Genomic DNA, 12037 nt, shown 5'->3' on the forward strand with positions numbered 1-12037 from the left:
GACCACCGACCTCACGGTCGGACGGAACCCCCAGCGCACACCCCTCCCTCTGGATCTGCGGCTCAGTCGCGCATCGCAAGCCCTCCCACCTCTGTGTGGAAGACGCCGAGGTGGGGCAGTGACCAGCAGCCGCGGTGACCACACCAGCCGGCACTGATCGTGGGAAGGACCTCACGTGACCGACACCCTCGACTCCGCCCCCGAGCCGGCCGCCCCGGCCGCCAAGAAGCGCGGCGGCGGGCTCAGCTCCCTCCTCCTCGCGGACCTCAAGTCCATGGCGGGGGGCATGGGCATCGCAGGCGCCGGCGGCATGAAGAAGGCGCAGCTGGTCGACGCCATCAAGGCCGCCCAGTCGGCGGGCCCCTCCGGTGGCGCCTCGGGCGGTCAGTCCGCCGACCGGTCGCGCCCGGCCGAGGAGCCGCGCGCCGAGCGACCCGAGCAGCCGCGCGCCGAGCAGCCCGCCCAGCCCGAGCTGCCGCGCGCCGAGACGCGCGAGGCGACCGCGCCACCCGAGGTGAAGACGCGGACCCGCCGCCGCGCCGCCACGGCGGCCCCGGACCAGCCGGCCCAGGACCAGGCGACCCAGGACCGGCCCGCCCAGGACCAGGCCAACCAGGACCGGCCGACCCAGGGCCGGGCCGACCAGAACCGCGAGCAGAACCGCGAGCAGAACCGGGACCAGGGGAACCAGAACCGCGAGCAGAACCGGGACCAGGGCAGCCAGAACCGCGAGCAGAACCGGGACCAGGGCAGCCAGAACCGCGAGCAGAACCGGGACCAGGGCAGCCAGAACCGCGACCAGAACCGGGACCAGAACCGGGACCAGAACCGCGAGCAGGGGAACCAGAACCGCGAGCAGAACCGCGACCAGGGCAACCAGAACCGCGGGCAGAACCGGGACCAGGCCGGGCAGAACCGGGACCAGGCCGGGCAGAACCGGGACCAGCCCGAGGCGAACCGCGACCAGAACCGGGACGCCGAGGAGGGTGGCGGCCGCAACCGTCGTCGCCGCGGCCGCGAGCGCAACACCAACCGCCCGGCCGGCCCCGCGGGCCAGACGGGCACCGGCACCCAGCGCAGCGAGCCCGACACCACGATCCTCGAGGACGACGTGCTCGTCCCGGCGGCGGGCATCCTCGACGTGCTGGACAACTACGCCTTCGTGCGCACCAGCGGCTACCTCCCCGGCAGCGAGGACGTCTACGTCTCGCTCTCGATGGTGCGCAAGTTCGGCCTGCGCCGAGGGGACGCCATCGTCGGTGACGTGCGCCAGCCGCGCGAGGGCGAGAGCAAGGCGAAGTTCAACCCGATGGTGCGCATCGACAGCGTCAACGGGGCCGACCCGGACACCGCCAAGCACCGCGTCGAGTTCCAGAAGCTCACGCCGCTCTACGCCTCGGAGCGCCTGCGCCTCGAGACCGAGCCGGGCAACCTGATCGGCCGCGTCATCGACATCGCCGCCCCGATCGGCAAGGGACAGCGGGGCCTGATCGTGTCGCCCTCCAAGGCCGGCAAGACGATGATCATGCAGTCGATCGCCAACTCGATCACCACCAACAACCCCGAGTGCCACCTGATGGTGGTGCTGGTCGACGAGCGTCCCGAGGAGGTCACCGACTTCCAGCGCTCGGTCAAGGGCGAGGTCATCTCCTCGACCTTCGACCGCCCGGCCTCCGACCACACCATGGTCGCCGAGCTCGCGATCGAGCGCGCCAAGCGGCTGGTGGAGCTCGGTCACGACGTGGTCGTGCTGCTCGACGGGATCACCCGCCTGGGGCGTGCCTACAACCTCGCCGCCCCCGCCAGCGGGCGCATCCTGTCCGGTGGCGTCGACTCGGCCGCGCTCTACCCGCCCAAGAAGTTCTTCGGGGCGGCCCGCAACATCGAGAACGGCGGCTCGCTCACGATCCTCGCCACCGCCCTGATCGAGAGCGGCTCGAAGATGGACGAGGTGATCTTCGAGGAGTTCAAGGGCACCGGCAACATGGAGATCCGGCTGCGCCGCGACTTCGCCGACAAGCGGATCTTCCCGGCGATCGACGCCGTGCAGTCCGGAACCCGCCGCGAGGAGCTCCTGATGAGCAAGGAGGAGCTCGCGATCATCTGGAAGCTGCGGCGCGTGCTCTCCGGCCTGGACGGTCAGCAGGCGCTGGAGCTGCTGCTGGAGCGCCTGAAGAAGACCCAGACCAACCTGGAGTTCCTGATGCAGGTGCAGAAGACCACGCCGACGGCCACGTCGAAGGACGACTGAGCGGCGCGCACCGCTAGTCTGTCGCCGCAGTCCCCATCGAGCGAGAGGTACGACGTGGCACGCATCGTGGTCGCGGACGACGACGTGGACATCCGCGAGCTGGTCGAGTTCAAGCTCTCGACCATGGGCCACGAGATCGTGGCCGTCGGGGACGGGGCTGCGGCGGTCGCGGCGTGCCAGGCCGAGCGCCCGGACCTCGCCGTGCTCGACGTGATGATGCCGGGCACCTCCGGGCTCGACGCGATCCGCCTGATCCGGGCCGACCCGACACTGGTCGACCTTCCGGTGATCCTGCTGACGGCCCGTGCGCAGGAGTCCGACGTCGAGACGGGCTTCGACTCCGGCGCCGACGACTACATCACCAAGCCGTTCAGCCCCCGCGAGCTCGCGTCCCGCGTCGAGGCGCTGCTCAACCGCTAGCCTCGGCGAGGGTGGCTTCGAGACGGGACCTCGTCCCTCCTCCACCACCGCGAGGTCGGGGAATTAGGCGCCGGGTTCCGGCGTTCTCTATCCTGTTCGACGGTTCCGGTTCACGTGCCCGCACGAGGCGGGGACGACCCGGCGACCCTCCCAGAGATGGGAACAGAGAGGACACCATGAAGAAGGACATCCACCCGGACTACGTGACGACCCAGGTGACGTGCACCTGTGGCGCCGAGTTCACCACGCACTCCACCGTGACGAGCGGGACCATCAAGTCCGACGTCTGCTCGCAGTGCCACCCGTTCTACACCGGCAAGCAGAAGATCCTCGACACCGGCGGTCGCGTCGCCCGCTTCGAGGCCCGCTACGCCAAGAAGGCCGACAGCTCGAAGGCCGCGGACAACAAGTAGCCACGTACAGCGCCGACCCCCTGCCTCCATGCAGCGGGTCGGCGCTCGTGATTTGTCCGCCGCCCCCTCTCTAGGAGTCCGCATGTTCGAGGCCGTCGAGGGCTACCTCGCCGAGCACACCGAGCTCGAGTCGCGCCTCGGCGCACCCGAGACCCATGCCGACGCCCGGCTGGCCAAGACGCTCAACCAGCGCTACGCCGTCCTGACCTCGATCATCACGGCGTGGCGCGACTGGCAGCAGTACGACGGCGACATCGAGGCCGCTCGGCAGCTGGCCGCCGAGGACCCGACGTTCGCCGAGGAGGTCGACGCGCTCGTCGAGCAGCAGGCGGTCGCCGCGGAGCGGCTGCGCTACCTGCTGATCCCGCGCGACCCCGCCGACGACAAGGACACCCTGCTGGAGATCAAGTCCGGCGAGGGCGGGGAGGAGTCGGCGCTGTTCGCCGGCGACCTGGTGCGGATGTACACCCGCTACGCCGAGGCGCGGGGCTGGCGCGTCGAGGTCATCGACGCGACCGAGTCCGACCTGGGCGGCTACAAGTCTGCGACGCTCGCCGTCAAGGCCAAGGGCACGCCGGCGCCGGGGGAGGGGCCGTTCGCCCAGCTCAAGTTCGAGGGCGGGGTCCACCGCGTGCAGCGGGTGCCCGTCACCGAGTCCCAGGGCCGCGTCCACACCAGCGCCGCCGGCGTCCTGGTGCTGCCCGAGGCCGAGCCCGTCGACGTCAGCATCGACGACAACGACCTGCGCATCGACGTCTACCGCAGCAGCGGTCCGGGCGGGCAGAGCGTCAACACCACCGACTCCGCCGTCCGCATCACGCACGTGCCCACCGGGATCGTCGCGAGCTGCCAGAACGAGAAGAGCCAGCTGCAGAACAAGGAGTCCGCCATGCGCATCCTGCGCGCGCGGCTGCTCGCGGCCGCGCAGGAGAAGGCCGACGCCGAGGCCAGCGAGGCGCGGCACAGCCAGATCCGCACCGTCGACCGCTCGGAGCGGATCCGCACCTACAACTACCCGGAGAACCGCATCTCCGACCACCGCACCGGCTACAAGGCCTACAACCTCGACAGCGTGCTCGACGGCGACCTCCAGCCGGTGCTGGACTCCTGCCTCCAGGCCGACCTGGACGCGCGGCTCGCCGCGCTCGAGTCCTGATGCCCGACCGTCGCCGGCTGGTGGCCGCCGCGGTCGAGCGGCTGCGCGACGGCGGGGTGGCGAGCCCCGAGCACGACGCCGCCGAGCTGCTCGCGCACGTGCTCGGCACGACCCGGGGGCGGCTGCTCCTCGTCGACGAGGTCGAGGACGCAGCCGTGGAGCGGTACGACGCCCTGCTGGCCCGCCGGGCGGCGCGGGAGCCCCTGCAGCACCTCACCGGGTCGGCGGCGTTCCGCCACGTCGACCTCCTGGTCGGCCCCGGAGTCTTCGTCCCGCGCCCGGAGACCGAGCTGCTCGCCGGGTGGGCCGTCACCGAGGCGAGCGCTCACCACGAGCCGGTCGTCGTGGACCTCGGCACCGGCTCGGGCGCCATCGCCAAGGCGGTCGCCCACGAGGTGCCCGCGGCGCGGGTGCACGCGGTCGAGCTCGACGAGGGCGCGCACGCCTGGGCCGAGCGCAACCTCGCCGGCACGGGCGTCGACCTGCGCCAGGGCGACCTCGGCACGGCGTTCGACGACCTCCTGGGCGCCGTCGACGTCGTGGTGTCCAACCCGCCCTACATCCCGCTGGACGCCTGGGAGTCGGTGGCGCTCGAGGCCCGCGACCACGACCCGCACCTCGCGCTGTTCTCCGGCGACGACGGCCTCGACGCCATCCGGGTGGTGGAGCGCCGCGCCGCCGCCCTGCTGCGCCCCGGCGGCGTGGTCGGCGTCGAGCACGCCGACGCCCAGGGGGAGTCGGCCCCGGCGCTGTTCGTGGCCACGGGCCGCTGGACCGACGTGCGGGACCACCCCGATCTGGCCGGTCGTGCGCGCTTCGTGACGGCGCGACTGGCACGATGAGGCCGTGAGCACCCGCTACCCGACCGGAAGCCCGGACGAGCTGGAGGCCGCGGTCAGCGCGGCCAGCGTGGCGATCCAGCGAGGTCAGCTGGTGGTCATGCCCACCGACACCGTCTACGGCGTGGCCGCCGACGCCTTCGACGCCGACGCGGTCAAGTCGCTGCTCGCGGCCAAGGGTCGGGGGCGCGAGATGCCCCCGCCGGTCCTGGTCAGCGCCGCCTCGACGCTGGACGCGCTCGCCGTCCGGGTGCCCGCCTACGCCCGCGCGCTCGTGGAGGAGCTCTGGCCGGGGCCGCTGACGCTGGTGTGCCACATGCAGACCTCCCTGCGGTGGGACCTCGGCGACACCCGGGGCGCCGTCGCAGTGCGGATGCCCGACCACCCGGTGGCCCTCGAGCTCCTCGAGCGCACCGGCCCGCTCGCGGTCAGCTCGGCCAACCGCACCGGCATGCCGGCCGCCACCGACGCCGAGCAGGCCGACGAGATGCTGGGCGACTCGGTCGACGTCACGATCGACGCGGGGGAGTCGCCCGGCGGCGAGGCCTCGACCATCGTCGACGTCACCGGTGACCAGGGTCGGGTCCTGCGTCGTGGCGCCCTCTCGCTGGAGCGCCTCAACGAGGTGCTGGAGCCGCTCGGCGTCACCCTCCTCGACGAAGGCTGAGGCGTGCGCGAGTACATCCTGGTCTTCCTCATCGCGGCCGCGGTGACCTCGCTGCTCACCGTGGTGGCGCGCGAGATCGCCCTGCGCACCGGCGCGGTGGCCAAGGTCCGCGACCGCGACGTGCACGCCGAGCCGGTGCCCTACCTCGGCGGGATCGCGATGCTCGGGGGGCTCGTGGCCGCCTACCTCGTCGCGCGGGAGCTGCCGTTCCTCTCCAACGCCGGTCCCTTCGTCTTCGAGGACTACAAGCTCGTGATCATCGCCGGGGCGATGGTCTGCGGGATCGGCGTGCTCGACGACATCTTCGACCTCGACGCCCTCACCAAGTTCGGCGGCCAGGTCCTGGCGGTCGGCCTGCTGACCTACTCCGGCCTGCAGTTCTACTTCTTCCCCCGGCCGGACGGCTACCAGTTCTCGCTGGACCCCGTGCAGGGGGCGCTGCTCACCGTGGTGGTCGTGGTGGCCACGGTCAACGCGGTCAACTTCGTCGACGGGCTCGACGGCCTGGCCGCGGGCGTGGTCGGCATCGGGGCCGCGGCGTTCTTCCTCTTCAGCTACCAGCTCGCCAACCTCAACGCGGCACCCCTGGCGACCACCGCGGCCCTGCTCTCGGCGTCCCTGGCGGGGGCGTGTGCGGGCTTCCTGGTCCACAACTTCCACCCGGCGCGGCTGTTCATGGGTGACAGCGGCTCGATGCTGATCGGGCTGGTGCTCTCCACGACCGCCCTGACGATCACGACGCAGTTCAGCGGCAAGGAGCTCACCCAGGGCGCCGACGGCTCGCAGGCCAGCCTGCTGCCGTTCCTGCTGCCGCTGGGGCTGCCGGTGCTGATCCTGATCGTGCCCATGGCCGATCTCGTCCTCGCCGTCGTACGCCGCACGCGTGCGGGCCGCTCGCCGTTCGCCCCCGACAAGCAGCACCTGCACCACCGGCTGCTCGAGATCGGTCACTCCCACCGGCGCGCCGTCGTGATCATGTGGCTGTGGGCCGCGCTGATCGCCTTCGGCACGGTCCTGGCGAGCCTCTACACGGGACCGCGCATGTGGCTGGCCCTCGGCGCGATGGCGGCCGTGACCGTGGCGCTGACCTTCGTCCTCCCGCGCTTCGCCCGGCCGCTGGCCGAGCAGCCTCCCGAGCCCGTGCAGGAGTCCGCGGAGGCCCCGCCGACGGGGCTGGACGAGGACGCGGATTCGGAGCCCTCCGGGACTTTGTGATAGTTTTCACGAGCACCGAGAGACCCCCCACCAGGACGGCCGCCGATGATGACGACCGAGGTTCCCCGCACTGCCCGTGCTGACCGCGACAGCGGTGTCAGCATGCTGGTCGGTGCGGCCGTGGCGGCCCTGGTGCTCGGCCTCCTGCTGAGCCTGGTCGGCGCGTTCGCCGCCGGTGCGGCCGCTGCGTTCGGTGCCCTCGTGGGCACGGCGCTGGTGGTCGTGGTGCTGGGCGGCAGCTCGCTGGCCGTCAACCTGGTCGCCGGCGTGATGCCCACCGCCGCGCTGATGTTCGCGCTCTTCACCTACACCGCCCAGGTGGTGCTCATGGGGCTGGTGTTCGCGGCCCTGTCCGGCTCGGGCCTGCTCGACTCCACCCTCGACCGCACGTGGCTCGCCGCCGCGGTCATCGGAGGGACGGTCTTCTGGCTCGTCAGCCAGGTCGTTCTCGTGACGCGGCGCCGCATCCCGGTCTTCGACCTGCCGCCGCAGGGGGGTGAACGGTGACCAACCTCGACTGCTATTGTCCGGTTCGCGATGGCTCAGGAGATTCCCCCTGCGGAGCACGACGACGGACCTCGCGGAGACCCCTGGCTCGCCTTTGGGTACCTGGTCTCCGGTGTGCTTCTCTACGGGTTGGTCGGCTGGCTCCTCGATCGTTGGCTGGGGACGTCCTTCCTGGTAGCGATCGGGATCCTGCTGGGTGCCGTGCTCGGGACCTTCCAGACCTGGGCACGCTTCCGGTTCCCGGGCGATCGCGACACCGACCAGAGTCAGACGTAGTGCACGAGTTGGCAGTGACGACACAGGAGACACGTTGAGCGGCATCGGCAGCGCACTTGTCCCGCAGGCCGCGGGGATCCGGGCGGAGGGCTTCGAGCCTCCGGGGCCGGCCGACTTCGACCTGCCCCCGATCGGCGGCGACTTCGGGACGTTCCACGCGTTCGGGCAGGAGTTCGTGCTCGGCATCACCAAGCCGATGCTGCAGCTGGTCCTCTCGGCCGTCCTGATCTTCGGCTTCTTCTACCTCGCCTCGCGCAAGCGGGCGATGGTGCCGGGCAAGCTGCAGTTCGTCGGCGAGGAGGCCTACGGCTTCGTCCGCAACTCGCTGGGTCGCGACATCATCGGCACCCACGACTTCCAGCGGTTCGTGCCCTACCTCTTCACGCTCTTCACGTTCATCCTGCTCAACAACCTCTTCGCCTCGATCCCGTTCATCCAGTTCCCGACGTTCTCGCGCTCGGGCATGGTCTACGGCCTGGCCCTGATGAGCTGGGTCATCTACAACGTCGTGGGCATGAAGAAGCACGGCGTCGGCGGCTACTTCAAGCTGCAGTCCGTGCCGGCCGGCATCACCGGACCGATCCTGGTCCTGCTGGTGCCGCTCGAGTTCATGTCCAACATCATCGTCCGGCCGGTCACCCTGGCCCTGCGACTCTTCGCCAACATGTTCGCCGGCCACCTGCTGCTGATCCTGTTCGCCCTCGGTGGCGAGTACCTCATCGTCGAGATGAGCCTCGCCTACGCCCCGGTCGGCATCCTCGCGTGGGTGCTCTTCCTGGCCGTCGCCTTCCTGGAGATCCTGATCCAGTTCCTCCAGGCGTACGTGTTCGTCCTGCTCAACGCCATGTACATCCAAGGCGCGCTGGCCGACGAGCACTGAGCTCCACGCACCAACCCCCAGCTGTACAACCTGAGATAGAAACAACCGAAAGGAACTCGCCGTGGACGGCAACCTCAACATGATCGGGTACGGCCTGGCGGCCATTGGCCCCGGTGTCGGCATCGGCCTGATCTTCGCCGCGTACATCAGCGGCGTCGCTCGCCAGCCCGAGGCGCAGTCTCGCCTCCAGTCCATCGCGATCCTCGGGTTCGCGCTCGCCGAGGCGCTCGCGATCATCGGTATCGCCCTCGCGTTCGTCCTCTGACCTCCGTCCTCCCGACGTAGGCCGACCGAACACAAAGGACTGCCATGCAGACACTCATCCCCACGCTCGTCGTGAGGGCCGCCGAAGGCGAAGAGGCGGAGCACAAGCTCAACCCGCTGCTGCCTCACCTCGCCGAGGTGGCGCTCTCCCTCGTCGTCTTCGGGATCCTGTTCTTCCTCGTGAGGAAGTTCGTGGTCCCCGCGTTCGAGGCGACGTACGCCGAGCGCACGACGGCGATCGAGGGCGGGCTCGCGGCTGCGGAGACCAAGCAGGCCGAGGCCGACGCCAAGCTCGCCGAGCTCGAGAAGCAGCTCGCCGACGCACGGCACGAGGCGGCGCGCATCCGTGAGGAGGCGCGCGAGCAGGGCGCCCAGATCATCGCGGAGATGCGGGAGCAGGCGCAGACCGAGGCCACCCGCATCACCGAGCACGGCAAGGCCCAGATCGAGGCCGAGCGCCAGCAGGCGGTCACCTCGCTCCGGGCCGAGGTGGGCGCGCTCGCGACCACCCTCGCCGGTCGCATCGTCGGGGAGAGCCTGGAGGACGACGACCGCTCCGCGCGCGTGGTCGACCGGTTCCTCGCCGACCTCGAGGCCATCGAGTCGACGGGCGCCGGCAGCTCCAGCGGCAACGGGGCGGTCTGATGTCCGTGCGTGGCGCCTCTGCCGAGGCCGTGGCCGGTCTGCGTGACCAGCTGGCCGGGGTCCCGAACCCCGGCACCGGCGTGGGTCAGGACCTCTTCGGCGTCGCAGGCGTGCTCCGCTCGGAGCCGGCCCTGCGTCGCCTGGCCACGGACGTCTCGACCGACTCCGGCGCCAAGGCGGGGCTGGTGCGCTCGATCTTCGAGGGCAAGGTCGACCAGGTCGCGCTCGACCTGGTCGCCGACGCCGTCTCGCGACGGTGGACCGCCACGCGCGACCTGGCCGACGCGCTCGAGCTGCTCGGCGTCATCGCCGTCGTGCGCTCGGCCGGCGACCAGCCGGCCCAGGCCAGCCGCCTGGCCGACGAGCTGTTCGTCATCGGCCAGACGGTCAACGACAACCCCGAGCTCCGCTCGGCGCTGGGCGACCCCGCCCGGTCGATCGACGACAAGCGGTCGCTGCTGCGCGGTCTTCTCGAGGGCAAGGTCCTCCCGGAGTCGCTGGTGCTGGCCGAGCAGGCGCTCTCGGGTGCCTACCGGACGGTGGGCCTCGCGCTCGCCGACTACCAGAAGGTCGCCGCCTCGGTGCACGAGGAGAGCGTGGCGAAGGTCCGCGTCGCCCAGGAGCTGAGCGACGACGAGCGCAGCCGCCTGCAGCGGGCGCTCACCCGGCAGTACGGCCGTGAGGTCCACCTCAACGTCGTCGTCGACCCGTCCCTCCTCGGAGGAATGCGGGTGGAGATCGGTGACGACGTCATCGACGGCACGGTGGCAGGCAAGATCGACGAAGCACGACGGAAGCTCGCCGGCTGACGCCGGCAACCCCCACCAAGCAGATCATCCAGAGTCAGAGAGTAGGCAGACATGACGGAGCTTTCGATCCGTCCGGACGAGATCCGGGACGCGCTCCAGAAGTTCGTTTCCGACTACAAGCCGGAGGCCGCCGGCAAGGAAGAGGTCGGCACGGTCGCCGAGGCCGGTGACGGCATTGCGCGGATCAGTGGTCTGCCCTCGGCCATGGCCAACGAGCTCCTCGAGTTCGAGGACGGCACGCTGGGCCTGGCGCTCAACCTCGACACCCGCGAGATCGGCGCCGTCGTCCTCGGCGACTTCGACAAGATCGAGGAGGGTCAGACCGTGCGCCGCACGGGTGAGGTCCTCTCGGTCCCCGTCGGCGAGGGCTACCTCGGCCGCGTGGTCGACCCGCTCGGCAACCCGATCGACGGCCTCGGCGACATCGAGACCGACGGCCGTCGCGCCCTCGAGCTCCAGGCACCCTCGGTCATGCAGCGCAAGTCGGTGCACGAGCCGCTCGCCACGGGCATCAAGGCGATCGACGCCCTGACCCCGATCGGCCGCGGCCAGCGCCAGCTGATCATCGGTGACCGCGCCACGGGCAAGACCACCGTCGCGATCGACACGATCATCAACCAGAAGCAGTACTGGGAGACCGGCGACCCGGCCAAGCAGGTGCGCTGCATCTACGTCGCCATCGGCCAGAAGGGCTCGACCATCGCCTCCGTGCGTGGCGCCCTCGAGGAGTCCGGCGCGCTGGAGTACACCACCATCGTCGCCGCCCCCGCGTCCGACAGCGCCGGCTTCAAGTACCTCGCCCCCTACACCGGCTCGGCGATCGGCCAGCACTGGATGTACCAGGGCAAGCACGTCCTCATCGTGTTCGACGACCTGACCAAGCAGGCCGAGGCCTACCGTGCGGTGTCGCTGCTGCTGCGCCGCCCGCCGGGCCGCGAGGCCTACCCGGGCGACGTCTTCTACCTCCACAGCCGCCTGCTCGAGCGCTGCGCCAAGCTCTCCGACGAGCTCGGCGCCGGCTCCATGACCGGCCTGCCGATGGTGGAGACCAAGGCCAACGACGTGTCGGCGTTCATCCCGACCAACGTCATCTCGATCACCGACGGCCAGATCTTCCTGCAGTCGGACCTGTTCGCGGCCAACCAGCGTCCCGCCATCGACGTGGGTGTCTCGGTCTCGCGCGTGGGTGGCTCGGCCATGACGAAGGCGATGAAGTCCGTCACCGGGTCGCTCAAGGTCGACCTGGCGCAGTTCCGCGCCATGGAGGCGTTCGCCATGTTCGCCTCGGACCTCGACGCGGCCTCGCGCCAGCAGCTCGACCGCGGCCAGCGGCTCATGGCCCTGCTCAAGCAGCCGGCCTACTCGCCCTACCCGATCGACGAGATGACCGTGTCCCTGTGGCTCGGCACCTCGGGTCGCCTGGACCGGGTCCCGGTCGACGACGTGCTGCGCTTCGAGCGCGAGTTCCTCGACTACCTGCGCCGCTCGCACGAGGGCATCCTCTCGGCCATCCGCGAGTCCCTGAAGTTCGACGACGACACCGAGTCCTCGGTCTCCGACGCGTACGACTCCTTCCTCAACGAGTTCGAGACCTCCGACGGTGGCTCGATCAAGGTCGGCCACGAGGCGCAGGCCGAGGCGTTGTCGGACGAGGAGCACGAGCAGGAGCAGATCGTCAAGCAGAAGCGAGGCTGA

At 70.7% G+C, this 12037-nt stretch carries 13 protein-coding genes; all 13 read left to right on the top strand.

Annotation, left to right across the window (positions count from 1 at the left end):
* Window positions 1-175 precede the first annotated feature (175 nt).
* The 13 genes from rho to atpA all read left to right on the top strand — a co-directional run bounded on the left by rho (window position 176) and on the right by atpA (window position 12037).
* On the top strand, window positions 176-2251 hold the full coding sequence (rho, locus tag E4622_RS20470; protein WP_134742076.1) for a transcription termination factor Rho: 2076 nt from the start codon (window positions 176-178) through the stop codon (window positions 2249-2251).
* A 54-nt stretch (window positions 2252-2305) separates the two neighbouring features.
* The gene (locus E4622_RS20475) at window positions 2306-2671 is read left to right on the top strand and encodes a response regulator (RefSeq protein ID WP_134742077.1); all 366 of its coding nucleotides are present in this window, start codon (window positions 2306-2308) and stop codon (window positions 2669-2671) included.
* A gap of 176 nt (window positions 2672-2847) precedes the next feature.
* Window positions 2848-3084, top strand: a complete 237-nt coding sequence (gene rpmE / locus E4622_RS20480; protein ID WP_134742078.1) for a 50S ribosomal protein L31 — start codon at window positions 2848-2850, stop codon at window positions 3082-3084.
* An 82-nt stretch (window positions 3085-3166) separates the two neighbouring features.
* A complete protein-coding gene (prfA, locus tag E4622_RS20490; protein WP_134742080.1) occupies window positions 3167-4240 on the top strand; it encodes a peptide chain release factor 1 in 1074 nt (357 codons plus the stop codon).
* Window positions 4240-5082 (top strand): peptide chain release factor N(5)-glutamine methyltransferase, encoded by an 843-nt coding sequence (gene prmC, locus E4622_RS20495; RefSeq protein WP_134742081.1) that lies wholly within the window; start codon window positions 4240-4242, stop codon window positions 5080-5082. Before prfA ends, prmC begins: the two co-directional genes overlap by 1 nt.
* Window positions 5083-5086: 4 nt before the next feature.
* A complete protein-coding gene (locus E4622_RS20500) occupies window positions 5087-5746 on the top strand; it encodes an L-threonylcarbamoyladenylate synthase (protein WP_134742082.1) in 660 nt (219 codons plus the stop codon).
* Window positions 5747-5749: 3 nt separating this feature from the next.
* Window positions 5750-6961, top strand: a complete 1212-nt coding sequence (locus E4622_RS20505; protein WP_134742083.1) for an MraY family glycosyltransferase — start codon at window positions 5750-5752, stop codon at window positions 6959-6961.
* 102 nt (window positions 6962-7063) lie between these two features.
* Complete coding sequence (locus E4622_RS20510) at window positions 7064-7468, top strand: hypothetical protein (RefSeq protein WP_134742084.1); 405 nt, start codon at window positions 7064-7066, stop codon at window positions 7466-7468.
* Window positions 7469-7778: 310 nt separating this feature from the next.
* Window positions 7779-8624, top strand: a complete 846-nt coding sequence (gene atpB, locus E4622_RS20520) for a F0F1 ATP synthase subunit A (protein WP_245156127.1) — start codon at window positions 7779-7781, stop codon at window positions 8622-8624.
* Window positions 8625-8685: 61 nt separating this feature from the next.
* Window positions 8686-8889 (top strand): ATP synthase F0 subunit C, encoded by a 204-nt coding sequence (gene atpE / locus E4622_RS20525; protein ID WP_056908071.1) that lies wholly within the window; start codon window positions 8686-8688, stop codon window positions 8887-8889.
* 44 nt (window positions 8890-8933) lie between these two features.
* Complete coding sequence (locus E4622_RS20530) at window positions 8934-9533, top strand: F0F1 ATP synthase subunit B (RefSeq protein WP_209022031.1); 600 nt, start codon at window positions 8934-8936, stop codon at window positions 9531-9533.
* The gene (locus E4622_RS20535) at window positions 9533-10342 is read left to right on the top strand and encodes a F0F1 ATP synthase subunit delta (protein ID WP_134742086.1); all 810 of its coding nucleotides are present in this window, start codon (window positions 9533-9535) and stop codon (window positions 10340-10342) included. The genes E4622_RS20530 and E4622_RS20535 overlap by 1 nt, the downstream gene beginning before the upstream one ends.
* Before the next feature lie 51 nt (window positions 10343-10393).
* A complete protein-coding gene (gene atpA, locus E4622_RS20540; RefSeq protein WP_134742087.1) occupies window positions 10394-12037 on the top strand; it encodes a F0F1 ATP synthase subunit alpha in 1644 nt (547 codons plus the stop codon).

Origin of the sequence: Nocardioides sp. 503 (assembly GCF_004522095.1) — a bacterium.
Lineage (GTDB): Bacteria > Actinomycetota > Actinomycetes > Propionibacteriales > Nocardioidaceae > Nocardioides.

Bases quoted from the DNA above. Each gene is read 5' to 3' on its own strand.
- prmC (WP_134742081.1), top strand. From the start codon at position 4,240: ATGCCCGACCGTCGCCGGCTGGTGGCCGCCGCGGTCGAGCGGCTGCGC.
- E4622_RS20530 (WP_209022031.1), top strand. From the start codon at position 8,934: ATGCAGACACTCATCCCCACGCTCGTCGTGAGGGCCGCCGAAGGCGAA.
- rpmE (WP_134742078.1), top strand. From the start codon at position 2,848: ATGAAGAAGGACATCCACCCGGACTACGTGACGACCCAGGTGACGTGC.
- E4622_RS20535 (WP_134742086.1), top strand. From the start codon at position 9,533: ATGTCCGTGCGTGGCGCCTCTGCCGAGGCCGTGGCCGGTCTGCGTGAC.
- prfA (WP_134742080.1), top strand. From the start codon at position 3,167: ATGTTCGAGGCCGTCGAGGGCTACCTCGCCGAGCACACCGAGCTCGAG.
- atpA (WP_134742087.1), top strand. From the start codon at position 10,394: ATGACGGAGCTTTCGATCCGTCCGGACGAGATCCGGGACGCGCTCCAG.
- E4622_RS20510 (WP_134742084.1), top strand. From the start codon at position 7,064: ATGCTGGTCGGTGCGGCCGTGGCGGCCCTGGTGCTCGGCCTCCTGCTG.